Source organism: Geobacillus sp. JS12 (genome assembly GCF_001592395.1).
Classification (GTDB): Bacteria; Bacillota; Bacilli; order Bacillales; family Anoxybacillaceae; genus Geobacillus; species Geobacillus zalihae.
Genome location: NZ_CP014749.1, coordinates 442,507 through 467,502 on the forward strand (window position 1 = coordinate 442,507; position 24,996 = coordinate 467,502).

Annotated in this window: 22 protein-coding genes; 17 read left to right on the forward strand and 5 right to left on the reverse strand. The window is 53.8% G+C overall.

The features are described from left to right. Positions 1-48: 48 nt before the first annotated feature. The 3 genes from yyaC to A0V43_RS02280 all read right to left on the reverse strand — a co-directional run bounded on the left by yyaC (position 49) and on the right by A0V43_RS02280 (position 1,631). Positions 49-600 (reverse strand): spore protease YyaC, encoded by a 552-nt coding sequence (yyaC, locus tag A0V43_RS02270; protein ID WP_063192288.1) that lies wholly within the window; start codon positions 598-600, stop codon positions 49-51. A 90-nt stretch (positions 601-690) separates the two neighbouring features. Then, positions 691-1,359, reverse strand: a complete 669-nt coding sequence (locus tag A0V43_RS02275; protein WP_063192289.1) for a GNAT family N-acetyltransferase — start codon at positions 1,357-1,359, stop codon at positions 691-693. A 71-nt stretch (positions 1,360-1,430) separates the two neighbouring features. Then, positions 1,431-1,631 (reverse strand): YbxH family protein, encoded by a 201-nt coding sequence (locus tag A0V43_RS02280; RefSeq protein ID WP_025949657.1) that lies wholly within the window; start codon positions 1,629-1,631, stop codon positions 1,431-1,433. Between the two features lie 150 nt (positions 1,632-1,781). Between A0V43_RS02280 and A0V43_RS02285 the strand changes: the two genes are divergently transcribed. From A0V43_RS02285 to A0V43_RS02345, 13 genes are all read left to right on the forward strand, one after another. Continuing rightward, positions 1,782-3,758 carry a methyl-accepting chemotaxis protein gene (locus tag A0V43_RS02285; RefSeq protein ID WP_063192290.1) on the forward strand — a complete coding sequence of 659 codons (1,977 nt, stop codon included), beginning with the start codon at positions 1,782-1,784 and terminating at the stop codon, positions 3,756-3,758. Positions 3,759-4,432: 674 nt separating this feature from the next. Then, on the forward strand, positions 4,433-7,285 hold the full coding sequence (locus tag A0V43_RS02290; protein WP_063192291.1) for a 2-oxoglutarate dehydrogenase E1 component: 2,853 nt from the start codon (positions 4,433-4,435) through the stop codon (positions 7,283-7,285). A gap of 31 nt (positions 7,286-7,316) precedes the next feature. Further along, positions 7,317-8,579 carry a 2-oxoglutarate dehydrogenase complex dihydrolipoyllysine-residue succinyltransferase gene (gene odhB, locus A0V43_RS02295; protein ID WP_063193786.1) on the forward strand — a complete coding sequence of 421 codons (1,263 nt, stop codon included), beginning with the start codon at positions 7,317-7,319 and terminating at the stop codon, positions 8,577-8,579. Positions 8,580-8,693: 114 nt separating this feature from the next. Then, positions 8,694-8,912 (forward strand): hypothetical protein, encoded by a 219-nt coding sequence (locus tag A0V43_RS02300; RefSeq protein WP_063192292.1) that lies wholly within the window; start codon positions 8,694-8,696, stop codon positions 8,910-8,912. Between the two features lie 101 nt (positions 8,913-9,013). Further along, positions 9,014-9,799, forward strand: coding sequence for an SDR family oxidoreductase (locus A0V43_RS02305; RefSeq protein WP_063192293.1), 786 nt, complete (start codon positions 9,014-9,016; stop codon positions 9,797-9,799). Positions 9,800-9,825: 26 nt separating this feature from the next. Next, positions 9,826-10,692, forward strand: a complete 867-nt coding sequence (locus A0V43_RS02310) for an NAD(P)-dependent oxidoreductase (protein WP_063192294.1) — start codon at positions 9,826-9,828, stop codon at positions 10,690-10,692. 175 nt (positions 10,693-10,867) lie between these two features. Continuing rightward, a complete protein-coding gene (locus tag A0V43_RS02315) occupies positions 10,868-12,079 on the forward strand; it encodes an acyl-CoA dehydrogenase (RefSeq protein WP_013145921.1) in 1,212 nt (403 codons plus the stop codon). Positions 12,080-12,097: 18 nt separating this feature from the next. Continuing rightward, positions 12,098-12,880, forward strand: coding sequence for an SDR family oxidoreductase (locus A0V43_RS02320; protein WP_011230529.1), 783 nt, complete (start codon positions 12,098-12,100; stop codon positions 12,878-12,880). A gap of 21 nt (positions 12,881-12,901) precedes the next feature. Then, positions 12,902-14,521: a long-chain-fatty-acid--CoA ligase gene (locus A0V43_RS02325; protein WP_063192295.1), complete on the forward strand. Its 1,620-nt coding sequence runs from the start codon at positions 12,902-12,904 to the stop codon at positions 14,519-14,521. Between the two features lie 108 nt (positions 14,522-14,629). After that, positions 14,630-15,199 (forward strand): TetR/AcrR family transcriptional regulator, encoded by a 570-nt coding sequence (locus A0V43_RS02330; RefSeq protein ID WP_081133231.1) that lies wholly within the window; start codon positions 14,630-14,632, stop codon positions 15,197-15,199. A 98-nt stretch (positions 15,200-15,297) separates the two neighbouring features. Then, positions 15,298-16,356: a phosphotransferase family protein gene (locus A0V43_RS02335; RefSeq protein WP_063192296.1), complete on the forward strand. Its 1,059-nt coding sequence runs from the start codon at positions 15,298-15,300 to the stop codon at positions 16,354-16,356. 9 nt (positions 16,357-16,365) lie between these two features. Continuing rightward, positions 16,366-17,148 (forward strand): 2-phosphosulfolactate phosphatase, encoded by a 783-nt coding sequence (locus A0V43_RS02340; protein ID WP_063192297.1) that lies wholly within the window; start codon positions 16,366-16,368, stop codon positions 17,146-17,148. Next, on the forward strand, positions 17,145-18,119 hold the full coding sequence (locus tag A0V43_RS02345) for a quinone oxidoreductase family protein (RefSeq protein ID WP_060788046.1): 975 nt from the start codon (positions 17,145-17,147) through the stop codon (positions 18,117-18,119). Before A0V43_RS02340 ends, A0V43_RS02345 begins: the two co-directional genes overlap by 4 nt. Before the next feature lie 236 nt (positions 18,120-18,355). Here A0V43_RS02345 and A0V43_RS02350 read toward each other — a convergent pair whose 3' ends face one another. Together A0V43_RS02350 and A0V43_RS02355 are read right to left on the reverse strand one after the other, a co-directional pair. Continuing rightward, positions 18,356-19,513, reverse strand: a complete 1,158-nt coding sequence (locus A0V43_RS02350; protein ID WP_013145914.1) for an aminotransferase A — start codon at positions 19,511-19,513, stop codon at positions 18,356-18,358. 153 nt (positions 19,514-19,666) lie between these two features. After that, positions 19,667-19,894 (reverse strand): IDEAL domain-containing protein, encoded by a 228-nt coding sequence (locus A0V43_RS02355; RefSeq protein WP_015374326.1) that lies wholly within the window; start codon positions 19,892-19,894, stop codon positions 19,667-19,669. A 189-nt stretch (positions 19,895-20,083) separates the two neighbouring features. Here A0V43_RS02355 and corA point away from each other — a divergent pair, with 189 nt between their 5' ends. The 4 genes from corA (at position 20,084) to A0V43_RS02375 (ending at position 24,952) form a co-directional block, all read left to right on the forward strand. Next, positions 20,084-21,082: a magnesium/cobalt transporter CorA gene (corA, locus tag A0V43_RS02360; RefSeq protein ID WP_041468507.1), complete on the forward strand. Its 999-nt coding sequence runs from the start codon at positions 20,084-20,086 to the stop codon at positions 21,080-21,082. A 76-nt stretch (positions 21,083-21,158) separates the two neighbouring features. Further along, on the forward strand, positions 21,159-21,809 hold the full coding sequence (locus tag A0V43_RS02365) for a glycoside hydrolase domain-containing protein (RefSeq protein ID WP_015374328.1): 651 nt from the start codon (positions 21,159-21,161) through the stop codon (positions 21,807-21,809). A gap of 203 nt (positions 21,810-22,012) precedes the next feature. Further along, on the forward strand, positions 22,013-23,188 hold the full coding sequence (locus A0V43_RS02370; RefSeq protein ID WP_033015914.1) for an ISL3 family transposase: 1,176 nt from the start codon (positions 22,013-22,015) through the stop codon (positions 23,186-23,188). Between the two features lie 135 nt (positions 23,189-23,323). Beyond that, complete coding sequence (locus A0V43_RS02375; RefSeq protein WP_063192298.1) at positions 23,324-24,952, forward strand: diguanylate cyclase; 1,629 nt, start codon at positions 23,324-23,326, stop codon at positions 24,950-24,952. The last annotated feature ends 44 nt before the right edge of the window (positions 24,953-24,996 follow it).

Sequence of the window (24,996 nt, forward strand, 5' to 3'; positions counted from 1 at the left end):
ATGAAAGCGTGGCGACGTTTATGTTCGCCGCGCTTTTTTCGTTCTGCGTTATGCCAACAGCGGTGTCGATGATTCATAGCCATACCGCTGCCGGATCGTAAGTGAAAGGCCTAAAGCGATGACTTTCGCCATTTGGTAAACAATGTGCAAATTCGTGTACGGAAGTGCGCTCATATCGGCGGTATCTTCCATCACGACGCCCATCATGCTGATGTCGCCGATCGATGGCAGCGATTTGCCGAGCGCCGTGCCAGGGGAAAGGGCGCCAGGGCGGATGGCGATCGTATGGACGAACGGCTGCGGCCCGACAATGCTGTCGATTGCCACTACATATGCTCCGTGTTCGTTTTGCAATTGTTCGGAAACGCGTCGGATGTTTGTCGCATCGACGGGTTGCCTGAGCGTGCCGATGACGGTCAAATGATCCGGATAAGCGTTTTCCAGCAGCGTGCCGACGAACGGCCCTAAGCTGTCGCCGTTGATGCGATTGCTGCCGATGCAAACGACGGTCAGATGACGGATGTGCGCCGGCAGCAAGGAAAACAGTTCATTGCGAATGAGCAAAGGAGCGAGCGGATCGCTGTAGGAAATCGTCCTCATCAATCGCGATTCCTTTCTGTCTATAGTCTCCTTTTCTTATTCGCGGCCGCTGCCGGCGATTCCTTTCTTTTCAGGGTTGCAAATTTTTCCTTATGTTTGCTTAAACGGATTGCGCCATTCCATTAACACGGCATGGTTGAGCGATTCTTCGTCTTCTAAATAATTACGGACAATCGCAAGCGGTGTGCGACCGCAGCGAAGCAAAAACGTAATGACCGGATCGCTCAGCTCGCCAGCAACGACTTTGTCGATGTAGGCTTCCGGCGATAGTTCAGCCGCATGTCGATGGTAGCCAGGCATCCGCCCGCCGCCGAGCAGCCGGTCGAGGCCGAGATGGACGACGACTTCATACATCGACTGCATGAGCCACTTGCCGAGGCCGAGCTTCCGGTATGGCGGCGAGACGCAAATGTCGACGACATACAGCGTGTTGCCATCCGGGCGGTGGTTGCGGATATAGCCGCCGTCGGTGATCTCTTCCCATGTATGATCGGCATGGGCTGGATCAAAATCAACGATCAAGCCGGTCATCGATCCGACGATGCGCCCTTCGACTTCGACGCAAAGCGCCCCTTCGGGAAACAAGGTGACATGGTTGGTTAATTGTTCCTCGTTCCACCACAACTCCGATGGAAACGGGGGCGGAAAACTTTCTTGCTGCACGCGGATGAGATCAGCAAAGTCGTCTGTCGTATAGTTGCGGATGACCGCTTCGCGCGGGGTGTTGCCGTCAAAGACGTATAAACGTTTATCGTACATGCCGATCCCCTTGCTTTTTTACCTTCATCATAACGGAAAACGCGAAAAAATGGAAAGAAAAACCCCGACAACTAACAGCGGCCGGAGGTTTTTTGCTCGACATACTCGCTCACAAGCGCTTCAATTTGCTGTTCATCGGGCTTTTCGCCGCAAAATGCAAACTCAATTTCCTCAATCAATTCACCGTCGCGATAAACGTGCAGCGCCCCTTTTTGCAACAGGACGCTGTATTCGATCTCAAATCGATATCCTTCGTGTTCGATGGCGCCCATTGTCATTCACCTTCCTCTCGTTTATTGTCTCATGTGCGTCGATTCGTTATGTATGAATTAAGAAGGTCCTCCTATAGACGGGGGGCGATCGTCCTTTGTATAATGAAAATTAGTGTGACAAAAAGAGGAAACAGAGGGGAGAAATAGAGAGTGTTCCGGACATTGCGCAGCAAATTGATCGTCTTGATGGCTTTATTGTTAGTGATTTCATTGGCCGCGACACAACTCGTTGGGGTTGTGCAAATGCGGAAGATGGTGGATGCTGACGTGAAACAGCGGGCGCAGTCGGCGCTTGACGGATTGCTCGGCGATATTCGCGACAGTTTTCAAAGTGAGGAGAATAGCTTAGTGCAATTCAGTGAATCGCCGTTGGCTTTGCAAATGGTTCAGGATGAAAGCGCCTGGCCCGGGCTGGAAAAGCAGTTCCGCACGTTTTTGCGCCTGCATGAGAATGTGCAATTCATCTATATTGGCACGGAGCAGAAGAAAATGTATATATCGCCGATGACAGAGCTCCCGGACGGATACGATCCGACGAGCCGCCCGTGGTATAAAGCGGCGATGAAGCGGCCGGATGAAGTGGTGTGGACCGAACCGTACGTCGATGCGATTACCGGCAAGCACGTTGTGACGTTGGCCAAAGCGGTGAGCGAAAACGGCCGCATTGTTGCGGTCATCGGCATCGATATGACGCTCGATGCGGTGACAAGAATCGTCAATGCGAGCGACGTCGGCTATCACGGCTATCCGGTGCTGTTTGACGCGAAGGGGACGGCGGTCGTCCACCCTCAATACAAGGGGAAAAACATGGCGAAAAACGCGACGGTCCGCTATATGCTCGAGCATGAAAAAGGAATGCACGAATACGAGCAAGACGGCGAACGGCGGGTGATGTACTTCACTACGATTCCAGAGCTCGGCTGGAAAGTCGGCGCCGTCTATAAAGAAAAAGACTTATCGGCGATGAGCCGCTCGCTTGGAGCAAACATGCTTGTCATTACCATTATTGCGCTCATTGTGGCGCTTGTTGCTGTGTATTTCTTAGCGCGCTCAATCACAAGGCCGATTGTGGCGCTGCAAGAGCAAGTCGAAAAGGCGGCGGGCGGTGACTTGACGGTGCACGCACGCATCACTGCCAAAGATGAGATCGGTCGTCTCGCCCGCCACTTCAATGACATGATCGACCATATGCGGATGCTGATCAGCGAGGTGAACCGCTCGGTCAATGAATTGGCCGTTTCGGCCGACCATTTGAGCGCTGTCTCGGAAGAAACGATGGCGACAAGCGAACAAGTGGCGAAAGCGATCGGCGAAATTGCCAAAGGAACAACCGATCAAGCAGGAAGTCTTGATACGATCAATGAGCGGACGACGACGCTGTCGCAGCAAATCGAATCGGTTACGAATGCGACGGCTGGAATGGAGTCGCTTTCCGATGAAACGAAAACGGCGAGCTACGATGGCTTGGAGCATTTAAACATTTTGCAGAAAAAATCGGAAGAAGCGAAACATGAGCTGGAGTCAGTAGAAAACGTCATTAACGACCTTGTGAAAAAAATGAAAGAAATTGACGATGTCATTCAAACGATCACAGCCATTTCTGGACAGACGAATTTGCTGGCGTTAAACGCCAGCATCGAGGCGGCGCGGGCCGGCGAGCATGGGAAAGGGTTTGCCGTTGTCGCTGATGAAGTGCGCAAGCTGGCCGAACAATCGGCGAAAGCGACGGAAATGATCCGCGCGACGATTGCCGCCATCCAGCAACAGGCCGGATTGGCAATCGAGGCGGTCGGCCGTTCGAAAGACGCCTACAACGAGCAGCGGAAAGCGGTGCACACGACCGGCGATTCGTTTATCAAAATCACCGGCATGATGGAGCAAGTGGCTGATGCGCTTGCGGGGATTATGGAGGAAGCAAAGCTGATGAACGCGAGCAAAGACGATGTCGTCGGAGCGATGCAAAACATCGCCGCCATCGCCCAACAAGCAGCGGCAGCGGCGGAAGAAGTGGCTGCTTCGGCTGATGACCAGCTGCAGGCGCTTTCGACGGTGACCGAATCGGCGGAGGCGTTAAGCGAAATGAGTCGGCAGTTGAAACAACTGGTTGAGAAGTTTAAGATTTCATAAAAAACATCCATGAGCAAGCCTTGCTCCCCACCCTGGCATGAAAATGACTTATCAAGGCGGCGCATTTTCACAGAAAATAGAGGGTGTCCTAGCGGCAACGGGGCACCTTTTTTATCATCTCTAGCCGAGAAGGCTCCCATTTCCGCGTGCGTAAGTGGAGGATGAAGCATCAAGGATGTTCCCCTAACGCCGCCCAAAAAAAGAAGGATTTCGCTTGCTGTCTTCGTAAGACAACGGAACCGTGGGACATACGAGGATGGCTTGGCTGGCAAGCCTGTCGTGGAGCGGTTGTTCCAAAGAATCTCCCACCGCTAAACGTTTGCGTAGGTAAGAGAGCGTTCAATAATTTTCGAATAGGAGACTTTCACTTTCGCTTTGTACAGGGTGCAGTCCAAAAATAAGTGGGAGATGAATGTCGGTCGGCGTTTACTTAAAATCATGAATGTTCCCCGCCGTGCAGTCACGATCTTTTTTCTATTCATACAATGATAATAAGTGAAATTTTTTCAGCTTCTTCGTCGATTTTAGTGAGCGATAGTGCTAAAATAAACAGTGAAAACGTTTATACCGTTATTTTGCTGTACGTTTGGGGATGCTGGCAGCGCAATGAGGACTTTTATGCATAGCTGTTGCCAGCCCAAACGATGCGAAAACAAGGTGGAGGTTTTTTCACGATGGCAAAACAGACAAACTACGCTCAACCGTGGAGCCAGTTTTACGGGCCGAACCTCGGTTATGTCATCGACATGTATGAACAGTATCTCGATGACCCGGACAGTGTCGACCCGGAACTGAAACGATTATTCGAACAGTGGGGGACGCCGGTTGTCGAAGAGCCGGTTTCACCGGCAGACGGCGGTGTGGCACAAACACACCAAACATTTCGGCTGCCGGAAACACCGAACGCCTTCAGCAAGCTTGTCGCCGCTGTCAAGCTGGCGGACAGCATTCGCCATTACGGCCATCTAGCTGCCGATACGAATCCGCTTGTCAAAAAGGAGAAAAAGCTGCGCCGCTTGGAGCTTGACGAATACGATTTAACGGAAGAGGATTTAAAGCGCATTCCGGTCGCGTTTCTTTGTCCCCACGCTCCGGCGCATGTCCAAAACGGCTGGGACGCCATCTTGCATTTGCGCAAAATTTACACGGACAAAATCGCGTTCGAATTCTCGCAAGTACATAATCTCGAAGAGAGGAACTGGCTCATCCAGCAAATCGAGTCCGGAGCGTATTACCCGAGCTTGGCGAACAAAGAGCGGGTCGCTTTGTTGCGCCGCTTGACGGAAGTGGAAGGGTTTGAAAAGTTCATCCACCGGACGTATGTCGGGCAAAAACGGTTTTCGATCGAAGGGCTTGATTCCATGGTGCCGCTTTTGGATGAGCTTGTCAGACAGGCGATCGAGCATGAAATCGACGCCGTCAACATCGGCATGGCGCACCGCGGCCGGTTGAACGTGCTGGCTCACGTGCTCGGCAAGCCGTACGAAATGATTTTCGCCGAGTTTCAGCATGCAGAGAGCAAAAACTTTATTCCGTCTGAAGGAGCGGTGGCCATTACCTACGGCTGGACGGGTGACGTGAAATACCATTTGGGGGCGGCGCGCCGCCTTCGCAATAAAAGCGCGCATACGATGCGGATTACGCTCGCGAACAACCCAAGCCATCTCGAAGTGGTCAATCCGGTTGTGCTTGGCTACACGCGCGCCGCGCAAGAGGATCGGACGAAACCAGGAGTGCCGGTGCAAAATATGGATGCGTCGTTTGCCATCTTGATTCACGGCGATGCCGCGTTCCCGGGACAAGGGATCGTCGCGGAAACGCTCAACTTAAGCCAGCTGCGCGGCTATACGACCGGCGGGACGATCCATATCATCGCCAATAACATGATCGGCTTTACGACGGAGAGTTACGATTCACGCTCGACGACGTATGCTTCCGATATGGCGAAAGGGTTTGAGGTGCCGATTGTGCACGTCAATGCCGACGACCCGGAGGCTTGTTTGGCGGCCGCATGCTTGGCGTTTGCCTACCGCCAGCGGTTTAAAAAAGACTTTGTCATTGACCTAATCGGTTACCGCCGCTTCGGTCATAATGAAATGGATGAGCCGATGGCGACGAACCCGACGATGTACGCGATCATCAACCAACATCCGACCGTACGCCAGCTGTATGCGCAAAAATTGATGGAAAAAGGGATCATCACCGAGCGGGAAGTCGACGAAATGGAGCAAGAGGTGGCCGAACGGCTGAAAATCGCCTACGAGCGGGTGCCGAAAAACGAAGACGAACTCGATTTCATCATGGATCCGCCCAAACCGGTCGTCGATCGGCTGCCGGAAGTGAAAACGGGCGTGGCGAAAGACGTGCTCCATCGTGTGAACGAAGAATTGCTGCAGTTTCCGGACGGATTCAACGTCTTTAACAAGCTTGAGCGCATTTTAAAACGGCGAAGCGGCGTGTTTGCGCAAAACGGCAAAGTCGATTGGGCGCACGCGGAAATTTTAGCGTTTGCCACGATTTTGCAAGACGGCGTGCCGATCCGCTTGACCGGGCAAGATTCGCAGCGCGGCACGTTTGCGCAGCGCCATTTGGTGCTCCATGACGTGAAAACCGGAGAAGAGTATGTGCCGCTTCACCACATCAGCGGCGCCAAAGCGTCGTTTGTCGTGTACAACAGCCCGCTGACGGAAGCCGCTGTGCTCGGCTATGAATACGGCTACAACGTTTACGCGCCGGAGACGCTCGTGCTTTGGGAAGCGCAATTTGGCGACTTCGCCAACATGGCGCAAGTGATGTTTGATCAATTCATTTCATCCGGCCGGGCGAAATGGGGGCAAAAATCCGGGCTTGTCATGCTATTGCCGCACGGCTACGAAGGGCAAGGCCCTGAACATTCAAGCGGCCGCGTCGAGCGCTTTTTGCAGCTGGCGGCGGAAAACAACTGGACGGTTGCCAACTTATCGACGGCCGCGCAATATTTCCATATTTTGCGGCGGCAGGCGGCGCTGTTGACAAGAGAAGAAGTGCGTCCGCTCATCATTATGACGCCAAAAAGCTTGCTCCGCCATCCGCTGGCAGCGTCGGATGCGGAAGCGTTCGTTGACGGTGCGTTCTCGCCGGTGCTCGAACAGCCGGGATTGGGCGCTGACGCTGGCAAAGTGGAACGCATCGTGTTTGGCACTGGAAAATTGATGATCGATTTGGCGGAACAAATCGGCAAAATGGAAGGTCTTGACTGGCTGCATATCGTGCGCATTGAAGAGCTGTATCCGTTCCCGGAAGAAGCGGTGAAAGACATCATCGCCCGCTATCCGAACGTCAAAGAGCTCGTCTGGGTGCAAGAAGAACCGAAAAACATGGGGGCATGGCTGTATATGGAACCGCGCCTGCGGGCGTTGGCTCCAGAGGGTGTCGATGTCAGTTACATTGGGCGACGCCGGCGGGCCAGCCCGGCGGAAGGCGATCCGGTCGTCCACCGAAAAGAGCAAGAGCGCATCATCCGCTGTGCATTGACGAAGCATGAATGATGACTACGGAACATTTGAGGAGGGCATCAACGTGGCTGAGATCAAAGTCCCAGAGTTAGCAGAATCCATCACGGAGGGAACGATCGCCCAATGGCTGAAAAAACCGGGCGACTACGTGGAAAAAGGAGAATCGATTTGCGAGCTGGAAACGGATAAAGTGAACGTGGAAATTATGGCGGAAGAATCGGGTGTTTTGCAACAGCTGCTTGCCAATGAAGGCGATACGGTTGCGGTTGGCCAAGCGATCGCCATTATCGGCGAAGGAGCGGCAGCACCGACTGCCGCTTTGCAAGCTGCTCCGCAGCCAGCCGATGAAACGGAAACGGTCGCGCCGGCCGACAGCAATGAACAGCCAGCGCCGCAGCCGGTCGCGGTCGCCCAGGCGCCGAGCCAGCGGCCAATCGCCTCTCCGGCCGCCCGGAAAATGGCGCGTGAAAAAGGGATCGACTTGACGCAAGTGCCGACCGTTGATCCGCTTGGGCGCGTGCGCAAACAAGACGTCGCTTCGTTTGCCGCACAACCGGCCGCCGCCCCGCAGCCGGCTCCGCAAGCCGCGCCGACGCCGGCCGCCGTTCCAGCCGCTGAGGCCGGCAAGCCGGTCATCCGCGAAAAAATGTCGCGCCGTCGGCAAACGATCGCCAAACGGCTGCTGGAAGTGACGCAAACGACCGCGATGTTGACGACGTTCAACGAAATTGACATGTCGGCGGTCATCGATCTGCGCAAGCGGAAAAAAGATAAATTTTTCGAAGAGCATGACGTCCGCCTTGGCTTTATGTCCTTTTTCGTCAAAGCGGCTGTCGCGGCGCTGAAAAAATATCCGTACGTCAACGCGGAAATTCAAGGCGATGAAATTTTGTTGAAAAAATATTATGATATCGGCGTCGCCGTGTCGACGGACGAAGGGCTTGTCGTTCCGGTTGTGCGCGACTGCGACCGGAAAAACTTCGCTGAAATTGAGCGCGACATTGCCGAATTGGCGGCGAAAGCACGCAGCAATAAGTTGTCGCTTGCCGATTTGCAAGGCGGCACGTTTACGATCACAAACGGCGGCGTGTTCGGTTCATTGTTGTCGACCCCGCTTCTCAACGGACCGCAAGTCGGCATTTTAGGCATGCATTCGATCAAGCTGCGCCCGGTCGCTATCGATGAAGAGCGGATCGAAAACCGGCCGATGATGTACGTCGCCTTGTCATACGACCACCGCATCATCGACGGCAAAGAGGCCGTCGGGTTCTTAAAAACGGTGAAAGACTTGATCGAAAATCCGGAGGATTTGCTGCTTGAAAGCTGAAAAGGAAAAGAGGAGCCTGCGATGCGCGGGCTCTTTCTTTTTCCCCGCCTTTCCTTGATCGGTGAATGATTTTCCATGTCTTACGGAACACTACCGGAAAAAAGGGGGGATTTGATGTCAGAGCGTGGACGAAACGATCACCCGCACATGTTTTACCGCGACGGCGCCCACGAAAGCGTCATCAACGATCCGACCGCGGACGGCGCCGAGGCGATTGGGGTGCGGACTGATGCTGATCCGATGAAGGCTGCCAATCCGAATCCGTTTCACGTTGATCGCCTTGACGTCGAGGAAGGGATGAAACGGTTTCAGTCGCTTTTCGAAGAGAGGTGATCCGCCCAGCGGATCACTTTTTTCGCTGATCGAAAGAAGGAAAATGACGAATGAGCGCGAATATGGTTACGTAACACCATTCTTTTGTTGGAGGGATGACGATGGAACTTGGATTGGCGGGAAAAACGGCGCTTGTCGCTGCCTCGAGCCAAGGGCTTGGCAAGGCGATCGCCCGGGCGCTTGTGCTTGAAGGGGCAAACGTGATGATCACGAGCCGAAACGAAGAAAAGCTGCAGGAAGCAGCCGAGGAGTTGAATGGGCTGCATAAGGGACGCGTCGCCTACACGCGTGCAGATGTGACGAAGGCGGAAGACATCCGCCAGCTGGTCGCCAAAACGGTCGAGACGTTTGGGACGATCGATTTGCTCGTCAACAACGCCGGCGGCCCTCCGGCGGGAACGTTTGAAACGGTGAGCGACGAAGACTGGCAATATGCGTTTGAGCTCAATTTGTTGAGCTATATTCGCCTCATTCGCGAAGCGCTCCCTTACTTAAAGAAAAAGGGAGGAAAAATTGTCAACATCGCCTCATCATCGATTAAAGAGCCGATTCCGGGACTTATTTTATCCAACACGTTCCGCACTGGCATCGTTGGGCTGACGAAAACGCTTGCTGTTGAGCTGGCTCCGGATGGCATTTTAATCAATACGGTGGCTCCTGGTCGGATCGCGACGGAGCGCGTCGCCTTTTTGGACAAAGTGAATGCCGAGAAACTCGGCATTACGAAAGAAGAAATGGAAGCGCGCATGAAAAGCGCCATTCCGCTCGGCCGCTACGGAACCCCGGAAGAGTTTGCCAATGTCGTCGTCTTCTTGCTGTCCGAAGCGAATTCGTACGTTACTGGTCAAGCGCTCATTGTCGATGGCGGCATGGTGAAGGCGATTTAAGGCAAACCGACAGGAGGGGAGACCGGATGAAAACAATCGGATTCATCGGCCTTGGCGTCATGGGGAAAAGCATGGCGCGCCACTTGCTGAAGGCGGGCTATCCGCTTCTCGTCTATACACGCACAAAAGAAAAGGCGGAAGACTTGCTTCAAGAAGGAGCGGTTTGGAAGGAAACGGTTGCTGATTTGGCGCGGGAGGCGGATGTCGTCATGACGATGGTTGGCTATCCGCGCGATGTCGAGCAAGTGTATTTCGGCGAGGGCGGCATTTTGGAGAATGCGCGGCCGGGAACGTATGTCATCGATATGACGACGTCAACACCGACGCTTGCAAAGTCCATTTATGAAGCAGCCAAGCAAAAAGGGATTCACGCGTTGGACGCCCCGGTGTCCGGCGGTGACATCGGTGCGCGCGAAGGAACGTTGACGATTATGGTCGGCGGTGATGAGGACGTCTTTTTGGCGTGCAAGCCGATTCTCGAGCGGCTTGGCACGAACATCGTGCGGCAAGGAGGAGCTGGAGCCGGCCAGCATACGAAAATGTGCAACCAAATTGCCATCGCCACCAATATGATCGGCGTTTGCGAGGCCATGGCGTATGCGAAGCGGGCTGGTCTTGATCCATTCAAAGTGTTGGAAAGCATCGCCAAAGGGGCGGCCGGCAGCTGGTCGCTGAGCAACTTGGCGCCGCGCATGTTGTCAGGCGATTTTGCTCCGGGGTTTTACATCAAGCATTTCATTAAAGATATGAAAATTGCGCTTGAAGAAGCCGAGCGGATGAACTTGCCGCTGCCAGGGCTGGCGCTCGCCAAACAAATGTATGAGGAGCTGGCGCAAGCCGGTGAGGAAAACAGCGGCACGCAAGCGCTATACAAGCGGTATGTTAAGGCGTAAGCAGGGCGGTTGTTCGCCCTTTTTTTATCTTCTCTGTCTTCTCAGCGAAGCAGGGGAGATGGAAAGCGCAAATTTGGATATATTTATCGAAAAATATTGAATATTTGTTCTTGTGGAGGTATAGTAAAAGTAGAAACAACATACCAACCGGTTAGTATAAAGGGGAGGGGAGCATATGGACTTTTCTTATTCGCCAAAAGTGAAAGAGTTGATCAAAAAATTAAGCGCTTTCATGGAGGATTACATTTATCCGAACGAGAGGGTGTATGAGGAGCAGCTGAACGCACAAGAGTCGAGATGGTCGGGCGTGCCGCCGATCATGGAAGAATTGAAGGAAAAGGCGAAAAAAGAAGGACTGTGGAATTTGTTTTTGCCAGACAGCGAATACGGCGCGGGATTAACGAATGTCGAATACGCGCCGCTTTGCGAAATTATGGGCCGTTCGCTCATCGCTCCGGAAGTGTTCAACTGCAATGCGCCGGATACCGGCAATATGGAAGTGCTCGTCCGCTATGGCACAGAGGAGCAAAAGAAAAAATGGCTGATCCCGCTCTTGAACGGGGAAATTCGCTCCTGCTTTTCGATGACGGAGCCGGATGTCGCGTCGAGTGATGCGACGAACATTCGCGCCTCCATCGTCCGAGACGGCGATGAGTATGTCATCACCGGGCGGAAATGGTGGTCGTCTGGCGCCGGCGATCCGCGCTGCAAAGTCGCCATCGTGATGGGAAAAACGAACCCCGATGCGCCAAAACATGAGCAACAGTCGATGATCATCGTTCCGCTCGATACGCCGGGAGTGAAAATCGAACGGATGTTGCCGGTGTTCGGCTTTGACCATGCGCCGCACGGGCATGCCGAAATTACGTATGACCATGTGCGCGTGCCGAAAGAAAACATCATTTGGGGCGAAGGAAAAGGGTTCGCCATCGCTCAAGGTCGGCTTGGCCCGGGACGGATCCACCATTGCATGCGCCTCATCGGAGCGGCGGAGCGAGCGCTTGAACTCATGTGCCGGCGCGTACAGTCGCGGGTGGCGTTCGGCAAGCCGCTCGCTGAACACGGCGTGATCCGCGAGTGGATCGCCCAGTCGCGCATTGAGATCGAGCAGGCGCGCTTGCTGACGCTAAAGGCGGCGTACATGATGGATACGGTCGGCAACAAAGCGGCGCGCAAAGAAATTGCGATGATTAAAGTGGTGGCGCCCAATGTCGCTTTGAAGGTCATTGACCGTGCCATTCAGGCGTTTGGCGCCGCTGGGGTGAGCAACGATTTTCCGCTTGCCGCCATGTGGGCGAACTCGCGCACGCTCCGTCTGGCCGATGGGCCGGACGAAGTGCATAAAGAGCAAGTTGCCAAGCTTGAATTGCGGCAATATCAACAATAAGGGAGAGGAAGTGGTCATATGCATGTGTTGGACTTATTTAAAATCGAGGGGAAAACCGCCATTGTCACTGGCGGTGGGCGCGGGCTCGGCGAGCAAATTGCCGTCGGTCTTGCCGAAGCCGGGGCGAACGTCGTTGTTTGTTCGCGGAAAGTGGAAGCGTGCGAGCAAGTGAAAGAAAAGCTTGAACAGCTCGGCGTCCGTTCGCTGGCGCTGCGGTGCGATGTGACGAATCCGGAGGAGGTCAAACATGTCGTCGAAACGACCGTCAAAGAGTTTGGCGGCATCGACATTTTAGTCAACAACAGCGGAGCGACGTGGGGAGCGCCGGTCGAGGAAATGCCGCTTGAGGCATGGCAAAAGGTGATCAACGTCAACGTTACCGGCACGTTTCTCATGAGCCAGGCGGTCGGCAAGGTGATGATCGCCAAACAAACAGGCGGTTCCATCATCAATATCGCTTCCGTCGCTGGCCTTGGCGGCACGCACCCGGACATTTTAAATACGATCGGCTACAACACGAGCAAAGGGGCGGTTATTACGTTTACGAGGGACCTAGCAGCCAAATGGGGGAAGCACGGCATTCGCGTCAACGCGGTGGCTCCAGGCTTTTTCCCGACGAAAATGTCAAAAGTCGTTCTTGAACGCGTTGGGAAAAAAGTGCTCGAGCATACGCCGCTCGGCCGCTTTGGCGGCGAAGATGACTTGAAAGGGGCCGTCTTGTTTCTCGCTTCCCCGGCGTCCGCCTTTGTCACGGGCGCGCTCCTCGTCGTTGACGGCGGCAGCCATGCGACCGGCATTTAATTAAAAAAGGGGGAAACGCAAATGAGCGAAAAACGGGCGTTGTCTCTTTATCCGGAACACATTTCGTTCTATATGGATATTCCCGACAAAACGGTATGCGATGTACTGCATGAACGAGCGGCGGAATTCGGCTCCCAGCCGGCGCTGACATTTTACGACAAGACGATCACCTATGCCGAGCTTGAGGCGGCGGTCAACCGTTTCACCTCAAGCCTGCAGGCGCGCGGCGTGCAAAAAGGCGACCGCGTCGCAATCATGCTGCCGAACTGCCCGCAATATGTCATCGCTTACTATGGCATTTTGCAGGCGGGCGCGATCGTCACACAAGTGAACCCGATGCTTGTTGAGCGCGAACTTGCCTATTTGCTCAAAGACTCCGGCGCCGAGACGATCGTCATTTATGAACCGATTTATCCGCGCCTTGCCGCCGTCAGAGGGGAGACAGCCGTCAAGCAGGCGGTCACCGTCAGCCTTGGGGCGCCGTCGTCCGTTGCGCTGGCTGAAGGAGATGTCACGTTTGACGAATTTCTTGCCGCAGGAAGCGGAGTGGTGCGCCCGGTGCCGATCGAGCCGATGCACGACGTTGCTGTATTGCAATATACGGGAGGGACGACGGGGCGCTCCAAAGGAGCGATGCTCACCCACCGCAACATTTTCGCCAACGTCTTGCAATGCGCCGAATTTTTCAAAGGGACATTTGAGTTCGGGAAAGAGCGATATTTAACCGTCATCCCGTTGTTCCACGTGTTCGCGATGACGTCGGGAATGAACTTGGCCATTTACCAAGGAGCGGAAAACATTTTGCTGCCGCGCTTTGAGCTGAAAGAAGTGTTGGAGACAATTCGCGACAAGCAACCAACCGTGTTTCCAGGCGTGCCGACGATGTATGTCGCGATTACCAATACGCCGGGTGTCGAGCAGTACGGCATCAGCAGCATCAAAACGTGCAACAGCGGCAGCGCACCGATGCCGCTTGAATTGATGCGCGACTTCGAGGCGAAAACGGGAGCGGTTGTCCTTGAAGGATACGGCTTGTCTGAAGCCTCGCCGGTGACGCATTGCAATCCGCCGTTTGCGGCTCGCAAGCCGGGCACGGTCGGCATCGGCATGCCGCTGACTGAGTACAAAGTCGTCGATGTGGCGACTGGCACGCAAGAGTTGCCGCCAGGAGAAGTCGGCGAGCTGATTATCCGTGGACCGCAAGTGATGAAAGGCTATTGGAACATGCCGGAAGAAACGGCCGTGGCGCTGCGTGACGGATGGCTGTACACTGGCGATTTGGCTTCGATTGACGAGGAAGGGTATGTGACGATTGTCGACCGGAAAAAAGATCTGATCATCGCCGGCGGCTATAACATTTATCCGCGTGAAATCGAAGAAGTGTTGTACGAACATCCAGCGGTGAAAGAGGCGGCGGCGGTTGGCGTGCCTGATCCGTATCGCGGTGAAACGGTGAAGGCGATCATTGTGTTAAAAGACGGACAACAGGCAAGCGAAGAAGACATTCTTGCCCATTGCCGAAAAAACTTAGCGGCGTACAAAGTGCCGCGCATGGTCGAGTTCCGTGCCGAACTGCCGAAGACGAACGTCGGGAAAATTTTGCGCCGCGCCTTGCGTGAAGAAGCATCCCGCTCGCAATAACGGCGCGGCTTTCGGCCAAGTCCGAAGCAGGCTTGGCCGTTTTATGGTACAATAGCTGGCAGCGACTACATTTTAGGCAAGAGGTGTAAAAACGTGAAGGAGAAAATTATGGCTGCCAGCATTGAGCTGTTTGAACAAAACGGCTTCAGCGAAACATCGATCCAAGACATCGTTGACGCCCTCGGGGTGACAAAAGGGACGTTTTATTACTATTTTACAAGCAAAGAAGAACTGTTGATGGATATTCACCTTCGCTACATTGAATGGCTGCTGGACGAAGAGGAGCGGATTATAAGCGATACACAGCGCTCGGTGCGGGAACGACTGTATGACATCGTCTTCATGCTCATCCATAATGTCGAACGGCAGGGACGGGAAGCGCGTATTTTTTTTCGTGAAATGAAGCATTTGAATGAAGAGCATTTACAGAAAGTAAAAGAAAAGCGCGATTTGTTCCGCTATCGGCTGCAGTCGTTGATTGAGGAAGGAATGAAAAGCGGTGAACTGCGCTGCGATTTGTCACCATCGATCGCCACGCTTACCGTTCTTGGGGCGGCCAATTGGAGCTACCAATGGTTTCGTCCGGACGGCGAGCTGACCGATGCCGAGGTGGCGAAGCAGATGGTGGAGATCCTGCTTGATGGCATGAACGCGCCGTCTGTCTCGAAAGCCGAGTGAAAAGAGAGACAAACAAGTTTGATCCGAGGTGTGTCGATGGATGCTGTTCGTGCGGCGGCAATGGCGCGCTTGAATTGTTGACCAAGGGGGAGAGGGAGATGACAGCGATTATTCCAGTGCGCAAGGGGGAAGAACTGCCGGCAGGGAAGCTGGCCAAGTTTTTGCGAACGGTGCTGCCGGACATGCCGGATGGGGAGCTCGAGATCCAGCAATTTTCCGCCGGCCGGTCGAATTTGACGTATTTGCTCCGCTGTGGGGAGTGGGAGGCGGTGCTGCGCCGGCCGCCGTTTGGCCCGGTGCCGCCGAAAGCGCACGATATGAAGCGGGAGAGCACGTGGCTTTCTGAAATCCATCCGCTGTTCCCGTTGGCGCCGAAACCATTCTATTTTTGTGAAGACGAATCGGTGATCGGCAGTCCGTTTTTTGTCATGGAGCGGCGGCATGGCGTCGTGATTGACAGTGATTTTCCCGATGGCGTCATCCCGACAGAAGACGTTTGCCGTGGCATCTCTGAGATGATGGTCGAGACGCTTGTCCGTATCCATCAAATTGATTATACGAACACACGCCTCGTTCAGATGGTAAAGCCGGATGGGTTTATGGAACGGCAAGTGCACGGATGGATCCAGCGCTATGAGCGGGCCAAGACGGATGATATTCCGGAAGCCGAGGCGCTGATGAAGTGGCTCGCTTCCCACATCCCACCGCAGCGCGAAGCAACCGTAATCCATTACGATTTTAAGCTGAATAACGCTTTGTTTGCCAAAGACGACATCACCAAAATGGTTGGGCTGTTTGATTGGGAGATGTCGACGGTCGGGGATCCGCTTGCCGATTTGGCGGTGGCCATGAGTTATTGGATTGAGGAAGACGATCCTCCACTCATTAAAAGTGGGTTTGGCCGCGCGCCGGTCACCGTCCGTCCCGGTTTTTATACGCGCGAACAGTTTATTGAGGCATATGCCAAAAAAAGCGGCCGTGATGTGTCCGATATACACGTTTATTTAACGTTTGCCTACTTTAAATTAGCGGTCATTTGCCAGCAAATTTATTACCGCTACCGCCGCGGACAGACGAACGATGAGCGGTTTCGCCATTTTGGCCAGTTTGTCGAAGCACTCATTGAGCATGCATGGCAGCTGGCGACAGGACGGTGAGGCGGCGTGATGACAAAAGTGCATGTCGTGCTGTGCAAAGAAGACATTGATGAGATGGCGCTTGCTGATCGAAAGGTGGCTGTCGTGTTCGATGTTTTGCTTGCCACCTCGTCGATTACAGCCGTTCTCGCTGCCGGCGCTCGTTCGGTGATCCCGGTGCGCGATGCCGAGGAGGCTAAGAAGATCGCGCTTCGCTTGCCAGAGGGGAGCTATGAGCTCGTCGGCGAATACGAAGGGCGGACGATCGCCGGTTTTCATCCGCCGGCGCCGCTATTTTTGCAAACGGTTTGTCCAGGGAAAACAGTCGTGCTATCGACGACCAATGGCACGGTGGCGATTCGCAGAGCTCAGCCAGCCCGTGCGGTGTACGCGGCGAGCTTGCTGAACAGCCCGGCGGTCGGCGAGCATATTTGCCGTTTACATCAGGAAGAGACGATCATTGTGATTTGTTCCGGCTCGTCGGGCCGTTTTTGCCTAGAAGACTTTTATGGCGCCGGCTACTTTGTGCACTGCTTGATCGAGCAAGGGATCAACGCGGCGGAGCTGTCCGACAGCGCGACGGCCGCATGGCTCTTTTACCGGCAATATTCGGATGAAGGAAAGGCGAAAGAAGTGTTGTCTGCCTCGCGCGTCGGCCGTTGGATGACGGCGTACGGCTTGGAAAAAGAAATCGACTACATCAACCGGCATGGGTCGCTTTCTGCCGTTCCAAAACTTGAGCTGGGGCCGTTCGGCCCGGAACTGCGCGATATGGCGTCGACAAAAGTAACGAAAGAGGGGATATCGCCATGAAATTTGTCCAATTCGTTGAATACGGTGGACCGGATGTCTTGCGTGTTTGCGAAGGCGAACGTCCGAAACCCACGGGGCGGCAAGTCGTGATTGAAGCTGAAGCGATCGGCGTCAACTATGCGGATACAGCCCGACGGGAAGGCCGCTATGTTGTGCCGACGCCGCTTCCGTTCATACCTGGGACGGAAGTGGCGGGCGTTGTCCGTGAAGTTGGTCCGGAGGTGCAAACGGTCCTCCCGGGGCAACGCGTCGTCGCGTTGATCGAATCCGGCGGCTACGCTGAGTTTGTCGCCGTCGATGAACGGGCGGTCGTGCCGCTTCCGGATGGAATGGATGCCCGGCAGGCGGCGGCCTTGCCGGTGCAAGGGCTAAGCGCCTACCATATTCTCAAAACGATGGGCCGCTTGGAAGAAGGGGAGACGGTGCTCGTTCATGCCGCAGCCGGCGGCGTTGGGACGATTGCCGTCCAATTGGCGAAACGGTTCGGCGCCAAAATGGTCATCGCCACGGCAAGCACGGAGGAAAAACGAGCGCTCGCCAAACAGCTTGGCGCTGATGTCACCATTGATTATACAAAAGACAGCTGGGCGGCGGCCGTGATGGAGGCGACCGGTGGGCGCGGCGTCGATGTCGCTTTGGAAATGGCGGGCGGCGATGTCTTTCATCAGACGCTCGATTGCCTCGCTCCGTTCGGCCGCCTGGTCGTATATGGGGCGGCGAGCGGGGAAATGACGCGTCTCAATCCAGTCCGGCTGATGGCGAAAAACTGGTCGGTGATCGGCTTTTTCTTGCCGCAAATCATGAAAAAGCGGGCGTTGTACGAACAAAGTTTGCGGGAATTGCTCGCGTGGGTGCAGGAAGGAAGCCTGAAGCTGATGATCGGCGGCGTCTACCCGCTTGAGCAGGCTTCTGAAGTGCATCGGCTGCTGCAGGGGCGGAAAACGCATGGCAAGCTATTGCTTGTGCCATAAGTAAAGAAGAGGGGGCTGACCCAAAAGGCTGTCTACCTTCAGGGCAAACACAAAATATAGTGCGGAAGAATCGGTCAGTGCGTATATATAGAGACGAAAGAGGGTGTCCCGATCCTTTTGGGACACCCTTTTCTTGCATATTCCCCTAAAGCCAATGGTGAACAAAAGTCGAAAGAAAAGCAGCCTTTTTCTTATGGGGGCATGGCGGCCTAAACCGATACGATTTTTGAAAACCGTTACGGTCTGCGGCGCTTCGTTTGGATATACCGCTCGAGCCGGTCAAGCCCTTCTTTGAGCACATCGAGCGAATAAGCGTACGACAGGCGGACATGGCCTTCACCGTATTCAGAAAAGGCGCTGCCGGGAACGAGGGCGACGCCGGCGTTTTCGACGACATCGAGGGCAAAATCAAACGAAGACATGCCAAAGGCGGCGATTGACGGAAACAAGTAAAAGGCTCCATCCGGCTTCTCAACCGGCAGCCCCATGGCGGTGAGACGACTGTAGGCATACTCAAGCCGCTCGGCGTAGGCGGCGCGCATCACCTCGGCGTCGTTTTTGCCGGCGGTCAGCGCCTCCACCGCCGCTTTTTGGCTGATCGATGACGTGCACGAGACGCTGTATTGGTGCACTTTCACCATTTGTTCAACGGCGAACGCTGGAGCGAAGACAAACCCGATGCGCCAACCGGTCATGGAGTGCGATTTGCTTAAACCGTTGATGACGATCGTCTGCTCCGGCAGCCACTCGGCGATCGAGTGATGGCGTCCGTGGTAAACGAGCTCGCTGTAAATTTCATCGGAAACGATCCAAATTGGCCGTCCTTTCAAAAGGGAAGCGATGTTCTCAAGCTCTTCGGCTGACAGCGCCGTCCCGGTTGGATTTGATGGGTATGGAAGAACGAGGCAGCGCGTCTTTTCCGTCAAATAAGGCGCAATGAGCTCAGCCGACAGACGGAAACCGTTTGGCCTTGTGTCGATGTACACCGGTTTCGCTCCGCACAGGCGGATGAGCGGTTCATAGCCAGGATAGACGGGTGCGGGAAGAAGCACTTCCGTCCCTTCCTCCAAAATCGTGCGAAATGCGATATCAAGCGCTTGGCTGGCGCCGACGGTGGCGATGACTTCGTCCGGCGTGTAGCGAAGGCCGTACTTGTCAGCGACGAATTGGCAAGCCGCCTGGCGCAGTTCCAGCAGGCCGGCGTTCGCTGTATACGTCGTGAAATCGGCGGCGATCGCCTCCTGAGCGGCTGCTTTGACATGATCGGGCGTTGGGAAATCAGGCTGGCCGATCGTCAAGGAAACAAGTCCCGGCCGGTCGGCGACAAGGTTGAAAAATTGGCGGATGCCTGATAACTGAATGGCTTGAACACGTGGTTGAATGAGGTGTTTCACGGTTGTCCACCTTTCTTTTTTGTTTCTATTGTACCATTGGCGAGGAAAACGAAAAAACAAAAATGAGCCCCTTTCCGTCCGGATGGTTCCCACAAACGGAAATGGGGCTCACTTGGTCATCGACGATTCACTTTCCAACTTCGTTCGCTCCTTTTACGCGCCGTATTTTTTCAACAGGTCGTTATATTGGGCGGAAAGCTTGAAAAACAACGGCTTGTCACCGGCCGCGAGCGCTTCATCAATTTGTTCCATCAGTTTTTTTCTTTGAAACTGGAAGATCGCTTCTTTCAGCACTTGTTCGGCCATCGGTCCGTAGCTGCTTTTTTCTTCCGGCTGGTTGAACAAAACGGTGCCTTCATTCGGGTATTGTTTTTCGTACATGATTCAGTCCCTCCCATATGGGAACGAAATCGTTCCCTTTCTTATATTATCGTCGTTTTTGATGCTAATGTAAAGAAAATTTAGATAAATATTTTTTGTCAATTTTTTCTCTACATGATTTTTATACCCGTTTTTTGTTGGGGCTTAACAGTTTTTCGGTTATGATAAGAGGAGAACAAGGCAAAGGTGATGGCGATGATTCGCACGTGTGTCGTGACAAAAGAATTTGAGATTTTGTATGATGTTGACTTAACGCTTGTCAACAGCCCGGATGTCTCATGGTATTGGGTTGACTTTCATGAGCCGACGGATGAGGAATCGGCGCTGCTCGCCTCCTTTTTCCGTTTTCACCCACTGGCGATTGAAGACTGTCTCGAATATGTGCAGCGGCCGAAGCTCGATTTTTATGACCGCTACTTGTTTGTTGTGCTTCATGCCATTGCCGGGATGACGCTGGAGGCTGAGGAAGTCGATTTGTTTGTCGGGCAAAACTTCATCGTTTCGTTTCATAAGTCGCCGATTCATGCCGTCGACGAGGTGTGGGAGCGATTGAAGCATGAAGAAGATGTTCAGCAGGGGCCGTTTCACGTCATGTACCGGCTGATCGACAAGCTTGTGGATGATTATTTTCCACCGCTTTACCATATTGAAGACGTGCTGAACGATTTAGAGGAGAATACGAACAATGAACCGATTCACGACATTATTGAAAAAGTGTTTGACATCCGCGGCGATTTATCGAAGCTGCGCCGAACGATCGTGCCGATGCGCGACTTGTTGTACCGCATCATCCATTCCGACCGGCTGCAGCGCATGAAAGAACGGCAGCTGTACTTTCATGACATTTATGATCATTTGCTGAAGCTGTCGGAAATGATTGAGACAAACCGAGAAATTACCGCGGATATCCGCGACAGCTATTTATCGCTCAACTCGAATCGAATGAACAATATTATGATGACATTTACAGCCATTACGACCATTTTCATGCCGCTCTCCTTTATTGCCGGCATTTATGGGATGAACTTTGATTATATGCCTGAATTGCACTGGAAGTACGGATACTTTGTTGTATTGGCCGCCATGGCGGTGATCGGCATGACGATGTTCGTCTGGTTTAAGCGCAACGGTTGGTTTCAGTTGTTGAAAGGCGACTGGGCGAAGGAGGAGCGAGAGCGCCGCCAGTAGCCGTATAAAACGGGCTGTTCCCCTCATATACATAATTACATCATGACGGCAGCGTAAGCGCGAAGGAGGGGAACCGATGGCAAGAGGAATTTGGGGCGTCGACTCGGCGCAAGCCGTAACGGATCAGCTGTTTCAATGCGTGCGGACGGAGCTTGGCTATCCGAAATTTTGGGGCCGTTATTTGTCGGAAGTGCCGAACGTGTCCGAAGGGTTGACACGCGACGAGATCGCCCGCATCCGCAACTATGGCGTGAAGGTGCTGCCGATTTATAACGCCTTCCGCGAAGCGGTCGGCTATGCGAACGGTCAGGTGGCGGCGCGCAACGCGGTGTTCCATGCGCGGCGGCTCGGCATTCCGAAAAATAAACTGCTGTTTGCCAACATCGAAGACTTTTTCGCTGTGGATGCCGCTTGGATCGCTGCTTGGGTGGAAACGCTCTATCCGACCGGATACCGGCCGGGGCTGTACGCGGACCCGACGAAAGGGGATTTCGCCGCTGCCTATTGCGAGGCGGTCAGCCGGAACAACCAAGTGGCGGTGCAGGCGGTCATTTGGAGCGCCGCACCAAGGCCGGGAACGACGAAAGAGCAGAAAGCGCCGCGCTATCAGCCGGCTGCCCCGCCTTGCAGCGCGAATGTCTGGGTGTGGCAGTACGGGCGTGATGCAGAAGTCTGCCCGGTTGACACGAATTTAGCTGACCGACGCCTATTGGACTTTTTGTATTGAACAAAGCCGTTGCAAAAAGGCAGCGGCTTTTTTATGGGGCTGGGAAATTGTTGGCTGTTGCGCGTCTTTTCTTTTGGCTCTTCATCACAAGTTGTACTTGAGATTTTAAGATAGGTATGCATAGGGAAAATAGAGGATACAAAAAATGCGAATTTTCCTGTATGGTAAAGGTGTCCAAACCAAACCATTGGAGGAAAATTCGCATGTACGCTCAGTTTATCAAAGAACTCATCGATTTACCAGATGTTTTGATTCAAAAGGTGCGAAAAGAAGAAGAACGTTGGATTTTCGAACTTTCTCTTCCCGAACAATGCCCGTTATGTCCTGTTTGCTTGAAACGCACGATCAAAATGACAGGAAAAAAGAAGCAATGGATGCATGGGTATGCTCAACGGATCGGCATCTTTTGGGTGGAACTCCCTGTGGAGCGTAGACGTTGTTGTACATGTGGCATGACATTCAGCACGTCTTATCCCGGAATTTCCCCTCGAAGTGCAGCGACGGATGCGTTTCAGCAATGGGTGGCGCAATCTTGCATCGGAACATCCATTCAGGCGGTGGCTCGTATGCTCAAGCTTCCGTACACGACCGTTGAACGCTGGTTTTATACCCATGCCCCTTCCTTCCTATCGAATGACATCCAACCAAAGGCAGTTTGTGTCGATGAGTTTGCGTTTCGAAAAGGACATGATTACGGAGTGGCAGTCATGGATGCCGAAACGGGAGAAGTGTATGCCGTTGAAGCAGGAAAGAACGAGGAAGCCATTGGACGTGTGTTGGCTCCTGTGTCTGGTTCTGTTCAGTATGTCGTGAGTGATTTGGCTCCAGCGATGAAAAAAGCCATTCAAGGGGTGTGTCCGGAAGCGAAGCATGTGGTCGATTATTTTCATGTGATTCAATTGTTTACGGAAGCGTTGGATCGATGCCGCCAATCCTTCGGAAAAGGGAACAAGAAACATGGGCATGTTCGGTATGTTTGCCGCTTATTGACCCAGTGCCCCGAGAAACTCACCGAGGAGGAGCGCCAAACGGTGCGGGAGTGGCAGAAAGAGAGCGATTCCTTGCAGGCTGTCTATCAATCCCTTCAACATTTTCGTTATGTATCCAAAAGCCAAAGCGAGCGACAAGCGAAACGTCGTTTGAACGCCTGGGTTCATCGGTATTTGTTTTGTCCTTGTTCTGCTGTTCGCGCCATCGCAAAATCACTCGTCAAACGAACAGACGAAATCATATCGTGCATTTTATCCCCTTATTCAAATGGGAAAATGGAGGGAACAAATAACAAGATCAAGCTGATGAAACGTCGGGGATACGGATACAGAAATATCCAGCGTTTTGCATTGCGGGTTCGGCTAGAAACAGCTAACATACTTTCATGACAGGTGCAAGTACAACTTTTGGTGATGAACCTTTCTTTTAATTTTTTTGCTTGGATTGATTATATTAGTAATAGGAAAAAAGGAGGATGTCAGTCGGTTGAGAAAAACGGAACGATGATCGAAAGGAGAGGGAATATGGATCGATCTGTCGCCTCGTTGTTGGATCGCATCCATGAACAATACGAACGATGGAGGGCGGGGCCGCCGCTTGACGGTGGGGAATTGGCCCGATTTTTCAATGCTGTCGGCCGGACGGCGGCGGTGATTGGTCGCAGCGACATCGCTGCTGAAGCAGAGCGGCTCATTCATCGGTTGAACGGCCAAACAAAACGGCAATGGACAGCGGAGGAGGCGCTGATGGAGATGGTTCCTCTCCTTCGCTGCTTCTATGAAGCCGGGGAAGCGGCTTCTGCCGCCATTCCCTCTTCGCACCGCCAAGGGCCGAAAGCAGCGATTCTCCTCTGTGGAAATGATCCCCTGTTTTTTGCTTACGTCCGCGGCGCCCTGCAAACCGTGCCATGGCGTTTCACGACGATTCCCTCCCTTGAGCAGGCGGCCGCGTCGATGTTTCGTCTCAGCCCGGATTGCATCATCGTCAGCGTGAAGGAGGGAGAGTGGGAGAATCCGGACTTGACGGTTTTGCTTGAGCGCGCCGGACAGCGCCCCTATCTTCCTGTTGTCATTGTAAGGAGAGACGAGGGCAAAGAGGGGCGGTTGAAAGGTTATGAGCTTGGCGCGGATGATGTCATCACCACCCCAGCGGCAGATGAGCTGTTCGTTCGCGTTCGCCGGCTCATTGAAAAAAAACGAAAAATCGATGACCTTGTGCTCATTGACGAATTGACAGGTGTGTACAACCGGAAGTATTTGCCGCGGGTATACGCCCGCCTTCGGAGCGACCTCGAGCGTTACGGAGCGCCAAGCTGTTTGGCGTTGCTTGATTTGGACCATTTCAAACAAGTCAATGACCGTTTCGGCCACCTTGCAGGCGATGCGGTATTGCAAAAGCTGGCTGCCTTTTTGCGCCAACATACACGTGGAGTGGATACGGTCGTTCGCTTGGGGGGCGAAGAGTTTGTCGTTTGGATGGCCAAAACGTCCAAAAGCGAGGCTCGTGCAGTGCTTGAGCGGCTGCAACGCCAGTTCGCCGCCGAAAAAGTCGAGGCGGATGGCGCACTCCTATCATGTACGTTTTCCGCCGGCCTGGTTGAGTGCGATGAACCGGATCGGCCGCTTGACTATTGGCTGCGTCTGGCCGACAAGGCGCTGTATGCGGCGAAACGAGGCGGCGGCAATCGGATCGAAGAGGCGGCGCGTGAGAAAAGCGGTTTTTCGGATGAGGCCCCAAGCCAAGCATCAACGGATCGGCGGCGATGGGCGATTGCCATCGTAGACGACGATGAACTCGTGCGGATGATGATTGCTGATCTTGTCCGCAAGCTCGTCAATGAACAGGGGAGGAAAGCAGACATTTACGAGTTTGGCGACGGTCTTTCGTTTCTCGAATCTCCGTTTTATCAAAGCGGGCGGCAATCTGTCGTCATTTTGGATCGGGTAATGCCAAAAATGGACGGCCTTGAAGTGCTGAACCGCCTCCGTCAAGAGCGAAAGCCATACAAGGTGATGATGCTGACGTCGCGCCAAGATGAGCGCGATATTGCTTATGCGTTGAACCGAGGAGCGGACGAGTATGTGACAAAGCCGTTTAAATGGCTTGAGCTTGAGGCGCGGCTGCGCCGGCTGTTGAAGGAGTTGGAGGAGTGATGGCGCTTTTTTCTGCCTTAGCCGCAACGATTGTTTTCCTTGCA

Coding starts and splice junctions, on each gene's coding strand:
- A0V43_RS02330 (WP_081133231.1), top strand. CDS start 14,630: ATGGCTGCCAGCATTGAGCTGTTTGAACAAAACGGCTTCAGCGAAACA.
- A0V43_RS02345 (WP_060788046.1), top strand. CDS start 17,145: ATGAAATTTGTCCAATTCGTTGAATACGGTGGACCGGATGTCTTGCGT.
- A0V43_RS02340 (WP_063192297.1), top strand. CDS start 16,366: ATGACAAAAGTGCATGTCGTGCTGTGCAAAGAAGACATTGATGAGATG.
- A0V43_RS02325 (WP_063192295.1), top strand. CDS start 12,902: ATGAGCGAAAAACGGGCGTTGTCTCTTTATCCGGAACACATTTCGTTC.
- A0V43_RS02300 (WP_063192292.1), top strand. CDS start 8,694: ATGTCAGAGCGTGGACGAAACGATCACCCGCACATGTTTTACCGCGAC.
- A0V43_RS02290 (WP_063192291.1), top strand. CDS start 4,433: ATGGCAAAACAGACAAACTACGCTCAACCGTGGAGCCAGTTTTACGGG.
- yyaC (WP_063192288.1), bottom strand. CDS start 600: ATGAGGACGATTTCCTACAGCGATCCGCTCGCTCCTTTGCTCATTCGC.
- A0V43_RS02365 (WP_015374328.1), top strand. CDS start 21,159: ATGGCAAGAGGAATTTGGGGCGTCGACTCGGCGCAAGCCGTAACGGAT.
- A0V43_RS02275 (WP_063192289.1), bottom strand. CDS start 1,359: ATGTACGATAAACGTTTATACGTCTTTGACGGCAACACCCCGCGCGAA.
- A0V43_RS02310 (WP_063192294.1), top strand. CDS start 9,826: ATGAAAACAATCGGATTCATCGGCCTTGGCGTCATGGGGAAAAGCATG.
- A0V43_RS02320 (WP_011230529.1), top strand. CDS start 12,098: ATGCATGTGTTGGACTTATTTAAAATCGAGGGGAAAACCGCCATTGTC.
- A0V43_RS02370 (WP_033015914.1), top strand. CDS start 22,013: ATGTACGCTCAGTTTATCAAAGAACTCATCGATTTACCAGATGTTTTG.
- A0V43_RS02335 (WP_063192296.1), top strand. CDS start 15,298: ATGACAGCGATTATTCCAGTGCGCAAGGGGGAAGAACTGCCGGCAGGG.
- A0V43_RS02315 (WP_013145921.1), top strand. CDS start 10,868: ATGGACTTTTCTTATTCGCCAAAAGTGAAAGAGTTGATCAAAAAATTA.
- A0V43_RS02375 (WP_063192298.1), top strand. CDS start 23,324: ATGGATCGATCTGTCGCCTCGTTGTTGGATCGCATCCATGAACAATAC.
- A0V43_RS02280 (WP_025949657.1), bottom strand. CDS start 1,631: ATGGGCGCCATCGAACACGAAGGATATCGATTTGAGATCGAATACAGC.
- corA (WP_041468507.1), top strand. CDS start 20,084: ATGGCGATGATTCGCACGTGTGTCGTGACAAAAGAATTTGAGATTTTG.
- A0V43_RS02305 (WP_063192293.1), top strand. CDS start 9,014: ATGGAACTTGGATTGGCGGGAAAAACGGCGCTTGTCGCTGCCTCGAGC.
- A0V43_RS02355 (WP_015374326.1), bottom strand. CDS start 19,894: ATGTACGAAAAACAATACCCGAATGAAGGCACCGTTTTGTTCAACCAG.